The following is a 20715-nucleotide window of genomic DNA, read 5'->3' as shown; positions in this document are numbered from 1 at the left end:
ATGGCAAGGTGAGTGCGCAAGATCCCGCGGCCGAGGCGCACCCGCGCGACCGCCTGCTGTCGGCCGCGCTCCGCCTCCTGGCCGCCGACGGCCCCGAGGCCCTGCAGGCCCGCCGTCTGACGGCCGAGGTCGGCCTGTCGACGATGGCGGTCTACACGCATTTCGGGGGCATGGGCGGGCTGATCACGGAGGTCGTACGGGAGGGCTTCGCCCGGTTCGACCGGCGCCTGGAGGCGGCTCCGCGCAGTGACGACCCGGTCGTGGACCTGCTCGCGCTCGGGCTCGCCTACCGCGACCACGCGCTGGCGAACCCCCAGCTGTACCGGCTGATGTTCGGCGTAATCCCGCCCGTCGGCCGGCAGAACGGCAAGGATCTCGTCGCGTCGAGCGTCGGGAACGACCTGCCGGAGGGGCAGACCGCGTTCGGCCGGCTCGTCACCGCCGTGACCCGCGTCATGGAGGCGAGCGGCGCCTGCGAGGAGAAGCCGGACGCGGCGGCGGCCCAGATCTGGAGCGCCATCCACGGCTACGTCCTGCTGGAGATAGCCGGCTTCTTCGACGGCGACGACGATCCGGTCGAGTGCCACCTGCTGCCGCTGGGAACGAAACTGGCCGTCGGCATCGGCGCCGCCCCGGACCACGCGGCCCGCTGCGCCCACCGGATCGCCGCGAGCCGGCGGGAGCCGGTCCCCGAGGCCTGAGCCCGGGCCGTGGCCGGCCTTGTCCGGCCCGCGTTCGCCGGCGTACGGCCCCTCCGCCCCGAACCCGCGCCCCGCGATGCGTGAGGATGGAGCGAAAGGGCAGGTCATCGCACCCCGGCAGCGCTCGATCCGGCGCGGGAGGCAGGTCATGGGAACGCGCCCCGGTGAGGATGACCGGCCGAAGGAGTCATCCCGGCCGGTCGCCCTCGAAGAGACGTTCACCCGGGTCGTCGACGAGGGGCGCCGCCGGCTGTCACGGCCGTGGCTGCCGCTGGTGGCGACCGGGCTGGTCGGCGGCGTCGACATCGTGACCGGCGTCCTCGCGCTGCTGCTGGTCGAGGACGCCATGGCCGGATCCCCCGGAAAGGAGCTGGTCGCCGGGCTGGCCTTCGCCGTGGGATTCGTCGCCCTGACGATGGCCGGCAGCGAGCTGTTCACCGAGGACTTCCTGATCCCCGTCATGACGGTCGTCGCCCGTCAGGCCACCTACCGCGAGCTGATCAGGCTCTGGTCGGTCACGCTGGCGGCCAACCTCGCCGCCGGATGGATCCTGACCTACATCGTCGACATCGGGTTCCCCCGGCTGCCCCCCACCGCGGTGGAGGCGGGCGCGCGCTACATCGACCTCGGCGCCACCTGGCGCGCCCTGGCGCTCGCGATCCTCGCCGGGGTGGTCATGACGCTGATGACCTGGATGCAGCACTCCAGCACGTCGCCCGGGGTGAAGCTCGTGCCCGCCGTGACGACGGGCTTCCTGCTCGGCGGAGGCGGCCTCAACCACGCCGTGGTGAGCTCGCTGCTGATCTTCGCCGGCCTGCAGACGGGGCACGCCCCGTACGGCTACGCCGACTGGGCCGGCGCCGCCGCCCTGGCGGCGGCCGGCAACATGGTCGGCGGAATCCTGCTGGTCACGACCCTGCGGTTGGCCCAGGTCCCCCGCAAGCTGGCCGACCGCCGCGCCGAATCCGCCGCCGATCACACCGTCCGGCCCGAGGAACCCGACGCCTGACGCAGCCCACGGGCCTCACGGGCGGTCCGGCCGTCACCGACCCGGCGAACTCATCTCCTCCTCACGCCGGGTGAGCACCAGGGGGGCGTCCTCGGTGATGGCGATCGTGTGCTCGGAGTGGGCGGTGCGTGAGCCGTCGGCCGACCGGATGGTCCAGCCGTCGTCGTCGTAGATGATCCGGTCGGTCGTACGGGCGAACCAGGGTTCGAGTGCGAGGGTCAGCCCCGGCCGGAGCTTCAGGCCGCGTCCTGCGCGGCCCTTGTTGGGAACGTGCAGCTCCTCGTGCATGGTACGGCCGATGCCGTGGCCGCCGAACTCGGTGTTGACCGGATAGCCGTGGTCGCGGGCCACCGCCCAGATGGCCGCCGAGATGTCACCCAGGCGGTTGCCCGGACGCGCCACCTCGATCGCCGCCTCCAGCGCCTCCTCGGTGGCGCGGATGAGCCGCAGATCCTCCTCGGCGGCAGTGCCGACCACGATCGTGTACGCCGAATCGGCCGCCCAGCCGTCGATGCTGACCGCGAGGTCCGCACTGAGGACGTCCCCGTCGCGCAGTGTGTAGTCATGAGGCAGGCCGTGCAGGACGGCGTCGTTGACGGACAGGCAGATGACGTTGCGGAACGGTCCATGCCCAAACGACGGCGCGTAGTCCCAGTAGCACGACTCCGCCCCGCGCCGCTTGATCATTCCGCGCGCGTGGTGCTCCAGGTCCAGCAGGTTGACGCCCACGTCAGCGAGCCGGCCGACCTCGGAGAGCACCTCGGCGACGAAACGCCCGGTCACATGCATGCGCTGGATCTCCGCAGGCGTCTTCAGGTCGATCACGAAATACCTCACGTCACAGAGTTGTCGGTATAGTTATACCGGCAACTCTAACGCTTGCGGGTATACAAATACCACCTCTATCCTGAGGGCATGGTCCGCCAACCGCTCACCCCGGAGCAGATCGAAGCCGGAAGGCGTCTCGGCGTGCTGCTACGCCACGCGCGAGCGGGACGCGACCTGGCGGAGGTCGCGCACGCGGCCGGCATCTCGCCGGAGACCCTCCGCAAGATCGAGACCGGACGACTGCCGTCCCCCGGATTCGGCACCATCGTCTGCCTCGGCGAGGCGCTCAACGTGCCGGTCGAGGAGTTGGCGGCCACCTGGCGCGGCAACGACCTACCGCTGGAAGTCGTCTCGTAGCCGCCGTCCGCCCGGCAGGTCCCAGGCGACTACCGGAAGCGTACGATCACCCGCCCGAGGTTCTCCGGATCGGGCTCGACGGCCTTGTACAGCTTCTTCAGGTGCGGCTGCCGCAAGAGGGCGAGCACGCGGTTCTTCAGCTTCTGAGAGCCCTTGCCGGGGATGATGATCACACGCTCGACATCCGACTTCGCCGCCCTGAACATCATCGAACGGACGGCCTGATCGACGTCGCGCTGGCTCTGGAAGATCGGATGGAGGTCGAGCGTGAGCGTCATGAGCTCTCCTTGGACAGCGTGATCCGACTTTAGCCGTAGTCGTCGTCCCTGCCTACGGCCGAAGATCCCATCCGGTTCACGTCAGTCCGGGCCCGCCGACCGCAGGGCCTCCGCCACCGCCTCCAGGGCATGGGAACCTCGCACCCACGACCCCATCGCGTCCGCGACGTTCGCCGCCGCCAGGAGCGCGTCGGTGTCCGCGGTCCGCAACGCCGCCTCCGCCGCCGGTAAACCGATTGCCTGAGATCCGGGCGTGCGGTCGTATTCCTCGGCATGAGCAGATTCGCAGAGGTGATCGTGCTGGCGCTCGACGCGGCGGAGGTCATGGAGCCCCTCACCCGGAACGACGAAGAGCGCAGTTGGCGAGGTCGGTTCGTACCGATCGCGAGTCAGTGGGGCGAATCCTTCGGCATCGGATGGGCCGCGGAGTTCGAACGGATGCGCTCGCGCTCCGGGCTGCTGAGGCACCTGGAGTCGTTGCCGTGGCCCCGGCCGGAGAGTGTGCAGGTCCTGATCCATGACGAGGAGGACGACTGCTTCGGCTTGTGGATGATCCATGACGGCAGGCTGGTCGAGATCCCCCTCCCGCGCGTAGAGCGGTTCCATGGACCGGCTCCTGCGAACGAGGGGTTCCCCCCGGACCCTGGGCGGCTCGTGCGGGTCGCCGTGGCCCGCCCGCCGCGCGGGCCGGTCAGGCCTGCGTGGCTTCGGTCTCGAGGGTGCCCATCGGCGTGGACGGGCGGGTCTCCTGGGCGCGCACGGTCGCGCGGTTCAGGGCCCACGTCGCGGCGAAGCCGATGACGAGGGCGGCGAGGACGCCCAGGTTGGCGAAGGCCCAGGAGCCGGAACGGCCGCCGAGGCCGAGCGGCTGCAGGAGGTAGCCCTGCCATTTCAGCCAGCTCGCGGCCGTGTTGGTCACCAGGCCCCAGCCGACGGCGGTGGCGGCGAGCAGGATGACCGGGGGCAGCGGCGGAACGTCGCCGTACCGCCCCGCCGGCCGGTAGAGGTCGGCCTCGTCGTAGTCGCGGCGGCGGCGCGCGATGTCGGCGAGCATGATGCCGCACCAGGCGGCGACGGGGACGCCGAGGGTGGTGAGGAAGCCGGTGAACTGGCCGAGGAAGTCGCCGGAGACGAAGACGACGTAGACGGTGCCCAGCATCATGAGCACGCCGTCCACGAGGGCGGCGGCGTAGCGCGGCACGCGCAGGCCGGCCGCCAGCAGCGCCAGGCCGGACGAGTAGATGTCGAGGACGGCGCCGCCGACGAGGCCGAGCACCGCGACGGCGGCGAACGGAATGAGGAACCAGGTCGGCAGGATCGTCGTCAGCGCGCCGATCGGGTCGGCGGCGATCGCCTTGCCGAGACCGGCCGAGGACCCGGCGAGGAGCAGGCCGAAGACGAGCAGCACGGCCGGCGCCAGGGAGGCGCCGAAGGTGGTCCAGCCGACGACGCCGCCGCCGGAGGTGTTCCGGGGCAGGTAGCGGGAGTAGTCGGCGGCGGCGTTCACCCAGCCGAGGCCGAAACCGGTCATCATGAAGACCAGGGCGCCGATGACCTCCTGGGTGGAGCCCGCGTGGATGGCGCTGACGGTGTGCCACTCGATCCGGTGCGCGACCAGGAGGATGTACACGACCGTCAGCACGCCGGTGAGGACGGTGATGACCGCCTGCATGCGCATGATCAGGTCGAACCCGATGACGCCGCCGCCGACGATCAGCACGGCGACGACGATCAGCGCGACGACCTTGGTGGTGGTGCCGCCGCCCCAGCCGAGACGGCCGAAGACGGTGGCGGTCGCCATCGTCGCCAGGGCGGTCAGGACCGTCTCCCAGCCGACGGTGAGCAGCCAGGAGATGGCCGACGGCAGCCGGTTACCTCGTACGCCGAAGGCCGCGCGGCTCAGGACCATCGTCGGCACCGACCCGCGCTTGCCCGCGACCGCGATGAGGCCGCACAGCAGGAACGAGAAGACGATGCCGACCAGCCCGGCGAGCAGGGCCTGCCAGAACGAGATGCCGAAGCCGAGGGCGAACGACCCGTAGCTCAGGCCGAGGATCGACACGTTCGCGCCGAACCAGGGGAAGAACAGCTGCCGGGGCCGTCCCTTGCGGTCGGCGTCTCCGATCACGTCGATGCCGTGCGTCTCGATCCGGAGGGTCCGCCCGCCCTCGCCGTCCGCCGAGGCGTCGCCCTGGACACCGCTCATGGGTACCTGCCTGTCCCGACCTGTCTCTTCTGCCCTCGCACCGTAGAGGTCGCCCGTTATAGCGGTCAATGACCGGTTTTATTCCTTAGCCCGCGCGGAGCCGGGCGGCCATTGCACCGCCCGGCACGGTGTGATCCTTTGCGAAGATGGGCGATTTCCTCGTTGTGGGCGCCGGCGTCGCCGGCGCCGCCGCCGGCTACTTCCTGTCCGAGTACGGCCACGTCACGCTCCTGGAGATGGAGGCCGTCCCGGGGTACCACTCGACCGGCCGGTCCGCCGCACTGTTCTCCGAGTACTACGGCAACCCCACCGTACGGGCGCTCACCGCCGCGAGCCGGACGTTCCTCTTGACGCCGCCGCCCGGCTTCGCCGACGGGCCGCTGCTGGCTCCGCGCGGCGTGCTGACGCTGTGCCCGGCGGGCGGCGAGGAGGAGTTCGCCGCCATGCTCGCCGACGGGCTGTCCGCTCCCGTCCCCGTCCGGGAGGTCGACGTCGCCGAGGTCACGCGGCACTGCCCCGTCGTACGGCCCGGGCGGTACGTCCGCGCGATGGTCAAGCCGGGCGCGATGGACATCGACGTCGACCTGCTCCACCAGGGGTTCCTGCGTGGCGTCCGCGCGCGGGGCGGCGCGGTCGTCATGAGGGCGCGGGTACGGGCCCTGTCGCGTTCCGGCGGGCTCTGGCGGGCGGCGACCGACGCCGGCGAGTTCACCGCTCCCGTCGTGGTGGACGCGGCCGGGGCGTGGGCGGACGAGGTCGCCGCGCTCGCCGGCGTCCGTCCGCTGGGCCTCACCCCGCTGCGCCGTACGGCGTTCATGGCGGACCCGCCCGCCGGGGTCGACGCCGCCCGGTGGCCGATGGTGACCGACGTGGCCGACAGCTTCTACTTCAAGCCGGAGTCGGGGCGGCTGCTCGTCTCCCCGTCCGACGCGACGCCCGTGCCGCCGTGCGACGCGCGCCCGGACGACCTCGATGTCGCGCGCGCGGTCGAGCGCGTGGAGGAGGCCACGACGCTGCGGATCCGCGGCGTCCGGCGCGCGTGGGCGGGGCTGCGGACCGCGGCGCCGGACGACACTCCGGTGGTCGGCGAGGCGCCGGACGCGCCGGGTTTCGTCTGGCTCGCCGGCCTCGGCGGGTACGGGGTGCAGACGTCGCCCGCCGCCGGCCGGATCGCCGCGGCCGCCGCGACCCGTACACCGCCGCCCGCCGACGGCGTGGACCCGGCCGCGCTGTCCCCCGGCCGATTCGCGGCGGCGAGTCATATTACGGAGTCAGAAACATTCGCGAGCCGCCGTACGACCGTGGAATAAGCGGCCGATAATTGCGCGCCGGCCATTACGATATCCATTCCGGATGAACGGCGGATCGATCCCGCCGTCGAACGGCTACAAGATCATCTGACCGAAACCGGGCCTAGCGAACCGCCCGTCGGTCCGGAACCCGGGAAGGGCAGGTCGCGATCCCTTCGGGGCGTCGATATGTGCGGTCCGGTCGCGTCCGGGCCGCCGTCGCGCACCCGGTCCGCCACCCGGTGCGCGCGCCCGTGCCCGCGCCGCCGATATGCTCCGATCGCCCCTCCCGCGACTCCGCGCGGCCCCTTGGGAGGCGGCGAATCCAGAGGTGACGGCTTCGCGTCGGCGTCGTCCGGCTTTCAGTCAACTCCGCCAGTCGGCGACGAGTCTGGACTCCGACCCGCCGGTGACACGCCTCCTGGGAGAACTCCGTACGGCGATGAGATGGTCACCATCCGCTCCGCGGCGAGCGGCCGGAGAAGGCGCCCGAAAGTGGGCCTTGCGGAATTCGCGACGGGCAGCTTAATTTACCGCCAGCTTCGCACCAATATCTCCGGCGGGCCCCGGAAAAGGACCCGCCCACCTTTTGTGACCCCTCACGGGGAGGTGTGGATGCCCGGACCGTCGGCCGACGATATCAACGACCATCACGACCAGTCCCAGCGGCGCTTCACCGGACGAGCGGTCGACCACGGCGGGTTCCGCCCGGTGTCGGCGTTGATCGACGAGCAGGCCGGCCGGCATCCCGAACGCCCGGCCGTCTCGTGCGGGGGGCGCACGCTCACCTACCGCCGGCTCGACGAGCTGGTGAACGGCCTCACGGCCACGCTGGCCGAGCGCGGAGTGCGCAAGGGCGACGTCGTCCCGGTCCTGCTGGTGAACAGCCTCGAACTGCCGGTCACGTACCTGGCCCTGATGAGGCTCGGAGCGGCGTTCGTGCCGCTGGACCCGGCGTGGCCGCGCGAGCGGATCCGCGACACGTTCGGCGTGCTGCCCCGGACGCCGGTGCCGTGCGCGGCGGCGGACGCGGTCCCGGCGGAGCACCGGGACCGGGCGGTCGTCGTCGACGTCGACCGGATCGCGCCGGCGGGGCGGCCCGACACCGAGGCGCCGGACCCCGGCGACCTGGCCTACGGCTTCTTCACCTCGGGGACGACGGGCACGCCCAAGTGCGCCATGAACCGGCACGAAGGGCTGACCAACCGGCTGCGCGCGATGGCGCGGTACTTCGGCGTGACCGGCGCGGACGTGGTGCTGCAGAACAGCAAGCACACCTTTGACTCCTCGCTGTGGCAGCTGTTCCTGCCGCTGATCACGGGCGGGCACACGGTGCTGCAGGTTCAGGGCGAGTTCCTCGACCTGCGGCGGACGATCGACACGATCGCGGAGTACCGCGTGACCGCCACCGACTTCGTCTCCAGCATCTTCAACGCGCTGGTGGCGGAGGTGGACCGGGACGAGGAGTCGCTGCGCGGCCTCTCGTCGCTGCGCTGGCTGATCGTGGGGAGCGAGCCGCTCAACCCCGGCGCCGTCCACCGGATGATGGCGCAGCTGCCGGGCCTGACGGTGACCAACGGCTACGGGCCGACCGAGGCGAGCATCGGGATGGTGTTCCACACCGTCTCTCCCGCGGACGGCGATCTGGTGCCGCTGGGCCGGCCGATCGACAACTGCTACGCCGTCGTCGTGGACGACGCCCTCCGCCCGGTGCCGCCCGGCACGGTCGGCGAGATCGTCATCGGCGGCGCCTGCCTGGGCGCCGGCTACCTGGGCGCGCCGGAGGCCACCGCGCGGGCGTTCGTCCCGAACCCGTTCCCGCAGATCCCCGGCGACCGGCTCTACCGCACCGGCGACCTCGGCCACCTCGACGACCAGGGGCTGCTGTACTTCTCCGGGCGCAAGGACCTCCAGGTCAAGATCGGCGGGGTCCGGGTCGAACTCGGCGAGATCGCGGTGGCGGCCGAGAGGTGCCCCGGGGTACGGCAGGCGGAGGTGCTGGTCGCCGAGCAGGCGGGCACGAGGTCGCTGGCCCTGTTCGTCTCCGGCACGGGCCTGACGGTCGACGCGCTGCGGGACGGGCTGCGCCGCACGCTGCCCCGGATCAGCGTGCCCCGGTACTACTTCCTGCTGCCGGACATCCCCCTGAACGACAACGGCAAGGCCGACCGTGGACGGCTCCAGGCCGTCCTCGACGCCCGGCTCGCCAAGGACGCGGCACGGCTGGCCGGGGGCCCGCCCGCGGCGACGCCGGCCGAGCAGGTGCTGCGGGCGCTCCGCTCGGTGCTCGGCCGACCGGACCTGACCGCGGACGCGCACTTCATGGAGGCGGGCGGGGACTCCCTCCAGGCACTGTCGCTGGTGCGCACGCTCACCGCCGAGTGCGGGATCCCGGTGGAGGTCCAGGACCTGTACGAGCATCCGACGGCCGAGGGGCTGACCGGGCTGATCGAGGACCGGCGGCGAGGCGGGGCGGTGATCGAGGCGGAGCCGGTCCTCATGGTGCGCGACGCGGCCGTGCCGGAGGGCGAGCCGATCCGGGCCGCCGACCGCGCCGGGGAGCTGCGGACCGTGCTGGTGACCGGGGCGACCGGGTTCGTCGGCAGCCGTCTCGTCCACGAGCTGCTGGCCCGCACGGATCTGCGGGTGCGCTGCCTGACCCGTGCCGGCGGCGACTTCGGCGCGACGGCGCGGGTGGTCGGCGCGCTCGCCGAACGCGGCCTGTGGGAGTCGCGGTTCGCCGACCGGATCGAGGGTTACGCGGGCGACCTGGCCCGGCCCGGCCTCGGCCTGGCCCCACGGACGTGGGAGCACCTGGCGCGCACCTGCGACCTGGTGCTGCACAACGGCGCGATGGTCAACTTCCTGTTCGACTACCGCGCGCACCGCAACGCGAACGTACGCGGCACGGTCGAGCTGCTGCGGCTGGCGATGGCGCACCGGCCGGTGCCGCTGCACCACGTCTCGACGCTGGCGACGCTGCAGGCCGAGGCGCCGCACCACGACGCGCCGCTCCCCGAGGACTTCGACCCGTCCCTCGCCCGGATGCCCGAGGGCGGGTACGCACGCTCCAAGCTGGTCGCCGAACGGCACCTGGCCGCGGCGCGGGAGCGCGGCGCGCTGGTCACCGTGCTGCGGCTGGGCGAGGTGATGCCGAGCGAGGACAACGCGTACCCGAACACCTCGGCGCTCACCCACCTGCTGCTCGCCGCGTTCCCCCGCCTCGGAGTGCGGCCCGACGCCGTGATCCGGTCGGACTACACGCCGGTGGACCACGTGGCGGCGCGGGTGCTGGCCGCGGTGTGCGACCGCGACGCCTGGGGCCGTACGTTCAACGTCTTCCACGCCGAAAGCGTCGACTTCGGCGCGGTGATGGAGCCGCTTCCGGTGGTCCCCTGCGGCGACTTCCTCGCCCGCGTGCGTGAGGCCGCGCTCGCCACCGGCGACCGGGAGCTGACCGCCCTCGCCTCGCTCCTGCCCGGACGGCCCGACGCGGACGAGCGGACGCTGAAGGACGCCTTCGCGGCCATGCTCACCGACAACCCCCGGCTGTTCCGCAAGGACGAGTGCCGCCGGCTCGAGGAGCGCCGTGAGCTCACCGACGGACCGCTCGACGGCGCGATCGCCGCGTACCGGACCCGCCTCATCCGGGGCGAGACGCCGGAGCCCCGGAACGCCCTGGGGCCGCGACGCCAGGTTTCCACCAGCTGACGACGAGACGGGAAGGCGAGCGATGCGCTATCGCACGATGGGAGGCCTCGGCTGGAAGGTCAGCGAGGTCGGATACGGGATGTGGGGCATCGGCGGAGGCCCCGGCAACTTCACCGGCTGGGACTACGACCTCGCGCCGCGCTGCCTGGACGAGGCCGTCGAGCTGGGCTGCAACTTCTTCGACACGGCCTGGGTGTACGGGCGCGGCATCAGCGAGCGGATGCTCGGCGCGCTGCTGAAGCGCCACCCCGACCGGCGGCTGTACGTCGCGACGAAGATCCCGCCGAAGAACCGCGAGTGGCCGCCCGGCCCCGGCGACACCCTCGACGACGCCTATCCGGCCGGCCACATGCGGGAGTACACCTACCGCAGCCTGGAGAACCTCGGCGTCTCCCGCATCGACCTCCTGCAGTTCCACACGTGGGAGGACCGCTGGGCCGGCGACGAGCGCTGGCAGGAGGTCGTCGGCGACCTCAAGCGGGAGGGCGTCATCGACGCGGTCGGCATCAGCGTCAACCGCTGGGAGCCGGCCAACTGCCTCGCCGCGCTCGACACCGGCCTCATCGACGTGATCCAGGTGATCTACAACATCTTCGACCAGGCCCCCGAGGACGTGTTGTTCGAGCGCGCGCGGCGGGACGGCATCGGGATCATCGCCCGCGTGCCGTTCGACGAGGGAACGCTCACCGGCACGCTGACCGCCGACAGCACATGGCCGGAGGAGGACTGGCGCGCGACCTACTTCTGCGACGAGAACCTCAAGCCGAGCGTCGAACGCGCCGAACGCCTGAAGGAGATCCTCCCCGACGGCATGTCACTGCCCGAGCTGGCGCTGCGGTTCATCCTGCACCACCCGGCGGTGAGCACGGTGATCCCCGGGATGCGCAAGCCGGCCCACGTCCGCGCCAACCTCGCGGTGGGCGACGGCCGGCCGCTCGACGACGCGCTGCTGCGCGAGCTGCGGAAGCACCGCTGGGACCGGGTCCCGGCGTGGTGGTCGATGTGAGCGCCGGTGTGATCGTGATGTGGGCGCACTCGCGCTCGGCCTCGACGGCGTTCCTGCGCATGATGCTCGAACGCGGCGACGTCGCGGTCCTGCACGAGCCGTTCCTCGCGCTGACCGAGGAGGGCGAGGTCGCGGTGCCGGCCCCGGACGGCGGCCGGGCGACCGCGCGGTCGGAGGAGGAGCTCCTCGCCCGGCTCACCGAGCTCGGCCGGACCCGGCCCGTGTTCGTCAAGGAGGTCGTCGACTACGAGTACGCCTTCCCCCGCGAGCGCCTCGCCGCGCTGACCCACACCTTCATCGTCCGCGATCCGAAGCAGACGATCAGCTCGCACTACGCGGTGAAGCCCGCGGTGACCTGCGCGGAGATCGGCTACGAGCGCCTGTGCGCGCTGTTCGAGGTCGTACGGTCCGCCACCGGCCGCGTGCCGCTCGTCATCCGCGCGGAGCGCCTCCTGGACGACCCGGAGACGGTCGTGAAGACATTCTGCGCCTACACCGGGCTGCCGTTCCTCCCCGAGTCGCTCGCCTGGGAGGCCGGTGAGCGGCCCGAATGGCGGCGGACCCGCGAGTGGCACGTCGACGCGAGCCACAGCACCGGCTTCACGAGCCACCGGAACACCTATCCCGTCACGGTCGACAACGACACCACCCTCAAGTCCTTCTACGACCACCACCTGCCGTTCTACGAGCGACTCGTCCAGCACGCGTTCTGAGCAGGAGCAGGCATGACGACAGAGACAGTGCCGGCGCAGACCACCACCGATCCGCTGCGGCGGTCCCCCGGACAGTTGTTCGCGCGGGCCTTCGCGGCCGACCCCGAGCACGCCGAGGTCAGATTCGACTACACGATCACCGAGGCGCACGAGCCCACGAAGGACCGGCCGCGGCTGACCGTACGGAACCTGCTCAAGGTGCGCCCGGTCGGCGAGGACGTCGTGCGGTTCTGGACCGAGACCCGGCCGGACACCGGGGACGCCGGCGCGGTGCTCGACGCCGGCGTCCGCCGCGAGGCCGCGTTCCGGTTCGGCACGGCCGAGGCGGGCGTCCACCCGATCCGGGCGTGGGTGCAGATCCCCGAGGGGCTCGCCGGCGACCCGGACGCGCTCGCCGAGTTCCTCGACTACCGGCTGCTCGTACGCCTGGCGACCGCGGAGAACCAGGCGCTGACGAACGGGCCGTACGGCCTGGTCAACCACCCGGACATCGCCCGGATCGCCTACCGCGACTACGTCACCGGCATCCTGACGGCCTGCGACGAGATCGAGCAGACGGGCGCCACCCCGCACGCGATGATCGTCAACCCGAACGACTTCTACCACCGCCTGCTCGGCCGGAACGGGCTGCTGGCGGAGCTGGCCGCGAGCAACGGCATGAAGATCAGCCGGAACCGGTGGGTGCCCCCGGGCACGGCCCTCGTCGGCGACATCTCGGTCGCGGCCCGGCTCCTGGACGCGCGCCGCTCCGTGATCCGCGTGGCGGAGCCCCCGCCGGGGACCTTCGCGCGGCCGGGCGTCGCCGTCTGCGCCGAGGTCCACGAGGGGCTCGCCGTGCTCCTCCCCGCGCTGTTCTACCTCGTCGTCCCCGAGGACGCCGCCGCATGAGGCTCTCGTTCTACCGCCCGTACGCCGCGATGTTCGGCGGGATCTTCCTCTGCCTGCTCGGCGTCGGGGCGTCGCTCGCCACCCTGCCCTTCTACGTGCTGCGGGAACTGCACGGCGACAAGGTCGAGGTGGGCGTCGTGACCGCGGCGATCGCCGTCGCCGCGGTCGTCACGCGGCCGATCGCGGGGCGGCTCGGCGACCGTCACGGCTACAAACTCGTCATGCTGGCCGGCACGGCGATCTGCGTCCTCGCCGGCGCGGGCTACTACGCCGCCCGCGACGTGCCGGTCCTGGTCGCCGTCCGGATCCTGCACGGCATGGGCGAGGGCACCGTCTACACCTCGGGCGCGGCCTGGCTGGTGCGGCTGTGCCCGACCGAGCGACGCGGCCGCGTCGTCGGGCTGTACGGCATCTCGATGTGGCTGGGCATCACGCTCGGCGCGCTGTTCGGCACGGTGGCGATGCGGGAGAGCGGCTTCTCCGCCGTCTGGGGCCTGTGCGTCGCCGTCGGCGCGCTCGGCCTCCTCGTCGTGTCGCTGCGGGAACGCCCGGAGCGGGCCGAGACCGCGGCGAGGACCCGTGCGGCCATCCTGCCTGCCGGCACGGTGGTGCCGGGCATCGCGCTGTCGCTCGCCGCCCTCGGCTACGCGGCGCTGTCGTCGTTCGTGGCGCTGCACATGGCGGCGCGCGGCGTCTCCGACGGGATCGCCGGGCTGAACGCCTACGGCGTGACGTACGTCGGCGTCCGGCTGGTCATCGGCAACCTGCCGGACCGGCTCGGCGCGCGGCAGGTGGCGTTCTGGTCGGCGGTCGTCGAGGCCGTCGGGCTGCTGATCGTCGCCGTCGCCACGAACCTGGTCACGGTGATCATCGGCGGGCTCGTGATGGGAGCGGGCCTGTCCCTGCTGTTCCCGGCGCTCGCCCTGCTCGTCATCAACCGCACGGAGCCGTCCCAGCAGGGCGCCGCGCTGGGCGGATTCACCTCGTTCTGGGACGTCGGGCTGGCGGTGGGCGGGCCGTTCGCGGGACTCATCGCGAACGCGTCCGGCTACCCGGCCGTGTACTGGGTGATGATGGCCTGCGCGGTCGTGTCGGCGCTGCTGTCCTGGACGACGAACCCGCAGCGGAGACCGGCGATGCAGGAGCCCTGACCTCGTTCCCCGGCGGCCGGGCCGGCCGACGCGGTCGTGCGTGGTCGTGCGTGGTCGTGCGTGCAATCCGCGAACTACCTGTGCGTTCTCTTGGGGTTCCCCGCCGTGAGACCGGGCATTGCGTGGTTGACCCCCTCGCATGTCCCGAAAACGGCACGGAACTCGAGGAGGGCACCGATGACAGAGACGGCTCAGCGTGCGCGGCAGCAGGATCGCGAGGAGCAGCGAGAACGGACCCAGCGCGGCAGGCGCGAGGAACCACCGGCGGAGGGCACCGTCGGCATCGTGCTGGCGGGGGCCGGGGCGCGCGGCGCGTACGAGGCCGGGGTGATGTCGGTCCTGTTGCCGGAACTCGACAACCGGGGCTACCGGCCGTCCGTCTTCGTGGGCACCAGCGCCGGCGCGATCAACGCCGCGCTCTTCGCCTCCCTCGCGCACCTCGACGCCGCCGAGGCGGCGGAACGCGCGCTGACGATGTGGCGATCGGTGCGCCGGCACATGGTCTTCAAGCCGGTCCTGCCGACGCTGCCGTTCGCGGCGATGCGCTACCTGCTCCGGCTGGGCAACATGCCCGTCCCGATGACCGGCGGCCTGCTCGACACGCGGCCGCTGGGCACCGCCCTGGCCGGCATGCTGAGCTGGCGGGACCTGCACAAGAACCTGCGCACCGGCGCCGTCCAGGCGGTGGCCGTCGCCGCCACGGCGAGCCACACGGGGCGGACCGAGATCTTCATCGAGAGCCCGAACATCCGCACCCCGGAGCCCGACCTGATCCGCGCGGTCGACTACGTCGACGCCCACCTGACGCCCGAGCACATCATGGCCTCGGCCGCGATCCCGGTGCTGTTCCCGCCGGTGCGCATCAAGACCGAGGAGACCGACGGCTGGTACATCGACGGCGGCGTCCGGCTGAACGCGCCGATCGAGCCGGCGCTCGAACTCGGCGTCGAACGCGTCGTCGTCATCGCCACCGACCCCGGCAGGCGGCTTGAGAAACCGCTCGGCGACCACGCGGGAATGCCGCCGACCGTCCAGGACACCTTCGCGCAGCTCCTCAACGGTGCGTTGTCCGACTCCATGATGGAGGACCTGAACACCCTCCGGGACGTCAACCAGCTCGTACGGGCCGGTGGGACGGGCGTCATGAGCCGGGGCTCCTCCGGCCGTAAGTACCGCGTCGTCGACTGCCTCTTCGCCGGGCCGGCCCCGGGGGACGTCGACGAGCTGGGGCAGCTCGCCAACACGGTGCTGTCGACGGGCATGGCCGGGCTGCGCGCCCTCCAGCACCCCGAGCTCCGCCTGCTCAGCATGCTCATCGGGCCGACGGCGAGCCGTGGTGAGCTGATGAGCTACCTGATGTTCGAGCCGGAGTTCATCGACGAGGCGATCGAGCTGGGCCGCCGGGACGCGATGCGCGTCCTCGATCCCGCCAAGGACAAGGACGGAGACATCTGGAGCATCTCCGACTAGTCCCTCGCCGGTAGATCACGTTCCGGAGGCAGCCCACCCGTCCGACGGGGTGGGCTGCCTCCGCGCTTCCGCCCGCCGGTCCCCCTTCGCGTCGTCCAGCACGGACAGCAGGTCGACGAGACTGCGCCGCTGGCCGGGCGTCAGCGGCGCGAACAGGTCCTCGCTCGCCTGCCGGCGGGCCTGGCGCATCTCCTCCCATACGGCCAGACCCGCGTCGGTGAGGTGCAGCCGGATCGCGCGCCGGTTGACCGGATCCACCGCGCGCCGGACGAGGCCGGCCTCCTCCAAAGAGTCGATCACGGTCGTGACCGACCGGGGCACGACGCCGAGCCGGTCGGCCAGCTCGGTCATCCGCAGCGGCTCGTCGCTGCGGGTGATCACCCGCAGCGCCCGCTCCTGGGCGGGCGTGAGACCCAGCGGGGCGAGCCGGGCCAGCTGGGCCCGCCGCAGGCGCTTGGTCAGCCGCTGGAACAGGTCCGCGAGCTGCGCCGACGACTCCTCTTGATCCATACCGCCGAGTATACCGAATGAGACTCATACTGAGTTTTGTACATTGTGAGTGTTACTCTGTTTCGGACAGAAGCCACCGATTCGTGAGGCGCCCTTGAACCACCACTCCCCCGAACGCGACCGCCCTTCCACGCCGCGCGTGCCGCTGCGGCGGGTCCTCCGCCTGTTCACGCCGTACCGCTGGAGCCTGGCCTTCGTCGGCCTGCTCGTCGCGGCGTCGTCGCTGGTCTCCCTGCTGAACCCGTTCCTGATCCGCGAGGTGATCGACGTCGCGCTGCCCAAGGGACGCGTGGGCCTGCTCACCGTCCTGGCCGCCGGGATGATCGTCGTCTCGGTCGCGAACAGCTGCTTCAGCGTGTCGCAGACCTACGTGTCCACCAAGGTCGGCCAGCGGGTGATGCACGACCTGCGCACCGCCGTCTACGCGCACCTGCAGCGCATGTCGCTGGCCTTCTTCACGCGCACCCGCACCGGCGAGGTCCAGTCCCGCATCGCCAACGACATCGGCGGCATGCAGGCGACGGTGACCACCACCGCCACCACGCTGGTGTCCAACCTGACGACCGTCGTCGCCACGGTCATCGCGATGGCCGCGCTCGACTGGCGGCTGACGCTCGTCTCGCTGATCATGATGCCGGTCTTCGTGTGGGTCAGCCGCCGCGTCGGCCGGGAGCGCCGCCGCGTCACCCGGGCGCGTCAGGCGCAGCTCGCCACGCTGGCCTCGATCGTCCACGAGTCCCTGTCGGTCAGCGGCATCCTGCTCGGGCACACGATGGGCCGCTCCCGTACGCTCACCGACGCGTTCGCCGCCGAGTCGGCCACGCTGTCCGACCTGGAGGTCCGCGCGAACATGGCGGGCCGCTGGCGGCAGTCCATCATCCAGATCGTCATGTCCTCGATGCCCGCGGCGATCTACTGGGCGACGGGTCTCACCGGCCGGAACGGCCACATGCTGATCTCCATCGGCACGCTCGTGGCCTTCACGACCCTGCAGCAGAGCCTGTTCCGGCCCACCGTGCAGCTCCTCCAGGTGGGCGTGGACCTGCAGTCCTCGCTCGAGCTGTTCGGCCGCATCTTCGAGTACCTCGACCTGCCCGTCGACGTCGCCGAGCCGGAGCACCCCGCGCGCGTCGGCGAGATCCGCGGCGACGTACGGCTCCACGCGGTGGGATTCCGCTACGCCGGCGCGGCCGACGACACCCTGAGCGACGTCGACCTCACCGTGCCCGCCGGGAGCAGCCTGGCGGTCGTCGGCGAGACCGGGTCGGGGAAGACGACCCTCAGCTACCTGATCCCCCGGCTGTACGACGTGAGCTCGGGCAGCGTGACCATCGACGGCGTCGACGTGCGCGACCTGTCCTTCGACGACCTCACCCGCGCGGTGGGCGTCGTCTCGCAGGAGACGTACCTCTTCCACGCCTCGGTCGCGGACAACCTGCGGTTCGCGAAGCCGGACGCCACCGACGCCGAACTCGTCGAGGCGGCACGCGTCGCGCAGATCCACGAGCACATCGCCGCGCTGCCGGACGGCTACGACACCGTCGTGGGCGAGCGCGGATACCGGTTCTCCGGCGGGGAGAAGCAGCGCCTGGCGATCGCGCGGGCCGTGCTGCGCGACCCGCCGATCCTCGTCCTCGACGAGGCGACGAGCGCGCTCGACACGCGCACCGAACGGGCCGTGCAGGAGGCGATCGACGCGCTGTCCGCCGGGCGCACCACGATCACCATCGCGCACCGGCTGTCCACCATCCGCGGCGCCGACCAGATCGTGGTGCTCGACCGCGGGCGCGTCGCCGAACGCGGCACGCACGAGAGCCTGCTCGCCCGCGACGGCCGCTACGCCGCCCTCGTGCGCCGCGACGCCCGCCTGACGGTCGACGCCGCGCTCGGCGAGGAGGCCGAGGCCCGCTCGGCCTGAGCGTCACCGGCCCCTGTCCGGGACGGCGCCCCGGTCAGCGGTCGTCCCCGGGCGCGGCCGGGCCGCCGCTCGCGCCCGAGCCGGTCGAGTCGTCATGGTGCGCACGGAGCGGGCGGAAGAACGCGCGAATCTCCTCGGCCAAGGCTTCCGGTGCCTCCATGGCGCCGAAGTGTCCACCCCAGGGCATCGTCGTCCAGCGCGTCACGTTGAAGACGCGCTCGACCCAGGGGCGGGGCGGCATCGTGTCCTGCGGGAATACGGCTACTCCCAACGGCGGGTGGACCCGTTCGCCAGGTTCGAAACGATTGGGGCGGAGACGGTTCTCGCGGTAGAACCGCATGGAAGAACCGATGGTGCCGGTGAACCAGTAGATCGAGATGTTGGTGAGGATGGCGTCCAACGTGAAGGCGCGCTCCACGTCGCCGCCGCAGTCGCTCCAGCCACGCATCTTCTCGACGATCCACGCCGCCAGGCCGGCCGGTGAGTCGGTCAACGCATACGCAGGCGTCTGCGGCTTCGTCGACTGGAGACGGTGGTACGCGCCCTCCGCGTCGAACCATGCCGCGGCGGCGTCAAGGAACGTCTTCTCCTCTGCCGACAACGGCGGCTGTCCATCGCCCAGGGGCGGCCGGTAGAAGCCGGGAATGAAATTCAGGTGCAGTCCGGAGACCCGGTCGGGGAAGCGGGACGCGAGCCACATCGAGACAGCCGCACCCCAGTCAGCCGCCTGGGCACCGAAGCGGTCATAACCGAGGCCCGTCATCAACTTCATCCACAGCTCGGCCACATGTTCGGGGCCGAAGCCCGGCCGGGTCGGCCGTTGCGAGAATCCGTAACCCGGCAGCGAGGGGACCACGACATCGAACGCGTCGGCCGGATCCGCGCCATGACCGCCGGGGTCGGCGAGGAGGGGGATGAGCCGCTCCATGTCGAAACCGGAACCCGGCCAGCCGTGAGTCACCACCAGCGGAAAAGGGGCGGGGCCGGTCCCGCGTTCGTGAATGAAGTGAATCCCGAGCCCGTCCAACTCCGCGACGTACTGCGGAAACGCATTGAGCCTCGCCTCTTGCGCCCGCCAGTCGAAGTCTGTCCGCCAGTACTCCGTCAGGCGCCGAAGGAATGCGAGGTCGGTGCCGTCCTCCCAGTCCGTGCCCGGCATCGCATCGGGCCAGCGAGTGTGCCGCAACCGACGATCCAGGTCTTCTAGCCGGTCGTCACTGATGGCGATTTCGAAAGGCTTCATCTTCATGTACGCCTACTCCGATCGCGGAGCAGCACCATCGATGGCACTGCGGTGCATCGCTAGACTTTCGGACTATGAGTCCATCGGAGCCTAACACGGTTTCGGACCGACAGTCCAAAAATCCCGGCCGACGTCAGGGCCGACCGCCGGTGTCTCGCGACAGCATGCTCGCCGCCGCGGACGCGCTCTTCGCGGACGCCGATACGCCCCAGACGGTGTCGATGGACGCCATCGCCGCGGCGGCCGGCGTCGGCAAGGGAACGTTGTTCCGGGCGTTCGGCGACCGCGACGGGCTTCTCGACTCACTGGCCGCCGCGAAGTTCCTGCCGCTTCGAACAGCCGTGGAGTCCGGCCCGCGGCCCCTCGGACCGGACACTCCGGCGCCCGATCGGATCGTCGCGTTCCTGGACGCAGTGCTCACCTTCAAGCTGGAGAACCGCGACCTCATGCGCGCCCGCGAGGTGGCCTCCACCGGGAACCTGCGGTCGGAGCGCTACCGGTGGATGCACGGACTCCTGCAACGTCTGATCCAGGACGCCGCGACCGGATGCGCCGCGAATGACGCCGGCTACGCCGCGCACGCGCTGCTTGCGACGTTGCACATCGACCTCATCGACGAGTTGCTCACCACCGGGCATTCCGTCGAGGACATCCGCCGCGCGCAAGCGGCACAAGCGCGTGCCGTTCTCGGCGGAGTGGTACGGGCGTCCGGACGGTGATTCCCGTGCCGGCGAGCCGGTGGAGGGGCCGTCGGCCGATCAGCCCGTCGGCGTAGCCGGTCCGGATGCCGGCGGCGGCTCACCACCAGATGGGTCTCCACGCCGAGTTCACGCAGGGCGGCCAGGAGGCCGAGGCCCGCTCCGCCCGAGACCGGCCGTCCGGGCGCACGTCACCGATCGTCGTCGGGCACGGCGGCCGCCCGCGCCAGCAGGTCCCGCTGCCGGCGCCAGGCGGCGAGGGTCGTGGCCTGGCCGGGCTCCTCGGGCCGGAACGTGATGCCGCTGGTCACCGGCATGCCGGCGTGAATGTCGGACTCCACGCTCGCCACGGTGAGCTCGAAGGACTCCGTTCCGGCCGGCTCCGGAGTCCTCAGGCGGATCGGCCTCGCCCGTATGTAGACCACCGACCCGGGAGAGACGGCTCCGAACAGCACCGTGCCGCCGCGACCGAGGTTGCGCGCGGTCCGGGTGCCGTGCCACAACGCCACCCGCAGCGTCCGCTCGTCCCGTGCGAGCAGCTCACCGGCACTGAGCATGCAGATCCGCGGCGCTCCGTCCTCGTCGGTGGTGACGAGCAGGAAGGCGGGCTGCTCCGTGGCGGCGAGCGCTTCGTCGCCCAGCGCCTGGACGAGTTCGTCCGGGAGGCGGTCTCCGAGCAGGTCTGCCATGTCGATCGGCCTTTCATGCTCATCGTACGAGCCGGGACGCCGACCGTGAC

19 protein-coding genes are annotated in these 20715 nt (G+C 71.7%); 12 read left to right on the top strand and 7 right to left on the bottom strand.

The features are described from left to right. The first annotated feature begins 8 nt into the window (after positions 1 to 8). Positions 9 to 701 (top strand): TetR-like C-terminal domain-containing protein, encoded by a 693-nt coding sequence (locus NDW01_RS05135; RefSeq protein ID WP_252817036.1) that lies wholly within the window; start codon positions 9 to 11, stop codon positions 699 to 701. Positions 702 to 849: 148 nt separating this feature from the next. Beyond that, positions 850 to 1710, top strand: coding sequence for a formate/nitrite transporter family protein (locus tag NDW01_RS05130; protein WP_252817034.1), 861 nt, complete (start codon positions 850 to 852; stop codon positions 1708 to 1710). Positions 1711 to 1743: 33 nt separating this feature from the next. Here the strand turns inward: NDW01_RS05130 and map are convergent, their stop codons facing one another. Then, positions 1744 to 2535: a type I methionyl aminopeptidase gene (gene map / locus NDW01_RS05125; RefSeq protein WP_252817032.1), complete on the bottom strand. Its 792-nt coding sequence runs from the start codon at positions 2533 to 2535 to the stop codon at positions 1744 to 1746. A 90-nt stretch (positions 2536 to 2625) separates the two neighbouring features. Between map and NDW01_RS05120 the strand changes: the two genes are divergently transcribed. Next, positions 2626 to 2895 carry a helix-turn-helix domain-containing protein gene (locus tag NDW01_RS05120; protein WP_252817030.1) on the top strand — a complete coding sequence of 90 codons (270 nt, stop codon included), beginning with the start codon at positions 2626 to 2628 and terminating at the stop codon, positions 2893 to 2895. A 29-nt stretch (positions 2896 to 2924) separates the two neighbouring features. On the opposite strand, the gene NDW01_RS05115 is transcribed toward NDW01_RS05120, so the two are convergent. From NDW01_RS05115 to NDW01_RS05105, 3 genes are all read right to left on the bottom strand, one after another. Continuing rightward, positions 2925 to 3173: a Smr/MutS family protein gene (locus tag NDW01_RS05115; RefSeq protein ID WP_252817028.1), complete on the bottom strand. Its 249-nt coding sequence runs from the start codon at positions 3171 to 3173 to the stop codon at positions 2925 to 2927. A gap of 81 nt (positions 3174 to 3254) precedes the next feature. Continuing rightward, on the bottom strand, positions 3255 to 3779 hold the full coding sequence (locus NDW01_RS05110) for a hypothetical protein (protein WP_252817026.1): 525 nt from the start codon (positions 3777 to 3779) through the stop codon (positions 3255 to 3257). A gap of 85 nt (positions 3780 to 3864) precedes the next feature. Continuing rightward, positions 3865 to 5379 (bottom strand): purine-cytosine permease family protein, encoded by a 1515-nt coding sequence (locus NDW01_RS05105; RefSeq protein WP_252817024.1) that lies wholly within the window; start codon positions 5377 to 5379, stop codon positions 3865 to 3867. Positions 5380 to 5525: 146 nt separating this feature from the next. Here NDW01_RS05105 and NDW01_RS05100 point away from each other — a divergent pair, with 146 nt between their 5' ends. The 7 genes from NDW01_RS05100 to NDW01_RS05070 all read left to right on the top strand — a co-directional run bounded on the left by NDW01_RS05100 (position 5526) and on the right by NDW01_RS05070 (position 15607). Next, positions 5526 to 6689 carry an NAD(P)/FAD-dependent oxidoreductase gene (locus tag NDW01_RS05100; RefSeq protein WP_252817022.1) on the top strand — a complete coding sequence of 388 codons (1164 nt, stop codon included), beginning with the start codon at positions 5526 to 5528 and terminating at the stop codon, positions 6687 to 6689. 594 nt (positions 6690 to 7283) lie between these two features. Beyond that, positions 7284 to 10379, top strand: coding sequence for a non-ribosomal peptide synthetase (locus NDW01_RS05095; RefSeq protein WP_252817019.1), 3096 nt, complete (start codon positions 7284 to 7286; stop codon positions 10377 to 10379). A 22-nt stretch (positions 10380 to 10401) separates the two neighbouring features. Next, positions 10402 to 11385, top strand: a complete 984-nt coding sequence (locus tag NDW01_RS05090; protein WP_252817014.1) for an aldo/keto reductase — start codon at positions 10402 to 10404, stop codon at positions 11383 to 11385. After that, the gene (locus NDW01_RS05085) at positions 11382 to 12098 is read left to right on the top strand and encodes a sulfotransferase-like domain-containing protein (protein WP_252817010.1); all 717 of its coding nucleotides are present in this window, start codon (positions 11382 to 11384) and stop codon (positions 12096 to 12098) included. The genes NDW01_RS05090 and NDW01_RS05085 overlap by 4 nt, the downstream gene beginning before the upstream one ends. 12 nt (positions 12099 to 12110) lie before the next feature. Continuing rightward, on the top strand, positions 12111 to 12986 hold the full coding sequence (locus NDW01_RS05080) for a family 3 encapsulin nanocompartment shell protein (RefSeq protein WP_252817009.1): 876 nt from the start codon (positions 12111 to 12113) through the stop codon (positions 12984 to 12986). Next, positions 12983 to 14137, top strand: coding sequence for an MFS transporter (locus NDW01_RS05075; RefSeq protein WP_252817007.1), 1155 nt, complete (start codon positions 12983 to 12985; stop codon positions 14135 to 14137). Before NDW01_RS05080 ends, NDW01_RS05075 begins: the two co-directional genes overlap by 4 nt. Positions 14138 to 14314: 177 nt before the next feature. Then, on the top strand, positions 14315 to 15607 hold the full coding sequence (locus tag NDW01_RS05070; protein ID WP_252817005.1) for a patatin-like phospholipase family protein: 1293 nt from the start codon (positions 14315 to 14317) through the stop codon (positions 15605 to 15607). A 15-nt stretch (positions 15608 to 15622) separates the two neighbouring features. Here NDW01_RS05070 and NDW01_RS05065 read toward each other — a convergent pair whose 3' ends face one another. Continuing rightward, on the bottom strand, positions 15623 to 16117 hold the full coding sequence (locus NDW01_RS05065) for a MarR family winged helix-turn-helix transcriptional regulator (RefSeq protein WP_252817003.1): 495 nt from the start codon (positions 16115 to 16117) through the stop codon (positions 15623 to 15625). Positions 16118 to 16211: 94 nt separating this feature from the next. On the opposite strand from NDW01_RS05065, the gene NDW01_RS05060 reads away from it, so the two are divergent. Beyond that, positions 16212 to 18035, top strand: a complete 1824-nt coding sequence (locus NDW01_RS05060) for an ABC transporter ATP-binding protein (protein ID WP_305883747.1) — start codon at positions 16212 to 16214, stop codon at positions 18033 to 18035. Between the two features lie 34 nt (positions 18036 to 18069). Here the strand turns inward: NDW01_RS05060 and NDW01_RS05055 are convergent, their stop codons facing one another. Continuing rightward, positions 18070 to 19284, bottom strand: a complete 1215-nt coding sequence (locus NDW01_RS05055; protein WP_252817001.1) for an epoxide hydrolase family protein — start codon at positions 19282 to 19284, stop codon at positions 18070 to 18072. A 143-nt stretch (positions 19285 to 19427) separates the two neighbouring features. Here NDW01_RS05055 and NDW01_RS05050 point away from each other — a divergent pair, with 143 nt between their 5' ends. After that, entirely contained in the window at positions 19428 to 19997 is a 570-nt protein-coding gene (locus NDW01_RS05050) for a TetR/AcrR family transcriptional regulator (RefSeq protein WP_252816999.1), read from the top strand. A 170-nt stretch (positions 19998 to 20167) separates the two neighbouring features. Here NDW01_RS05050 and NDW01_RS05045 read toward each other — a convergent pair whose 3' ends face one another. After that, the gene (locus tag NDW01_RS05045; RefSeq protein WP_252816997.1) at positions 20168 to 20665 is read right to left on the bottom strand and encodes a PNPOx family protein; all 498 of its coding nucleotides are present in this window, start codon (positions 20663 to 20665) and stop codon (positions 20168 to 20170) included. Positions 20666 to 20715 lie beyond the last annotated feature (50 nt).

This window comes from Actinoallomurus soli (assembly GCF_024055715.1).
GTDB classification, from domain to species: domain Bacteria; phylum Actinomycetota; class Actinomycetes; order Streptosporangiales; family Streptosporangiaceae; genus Actinoallomurus; species Actinoallomurus soli.
The sequence above is the reverse complement of the archived record's forward strand: the minus strand, read 5'-3'. Positions and strand labels throughout refer to the sequence as shown.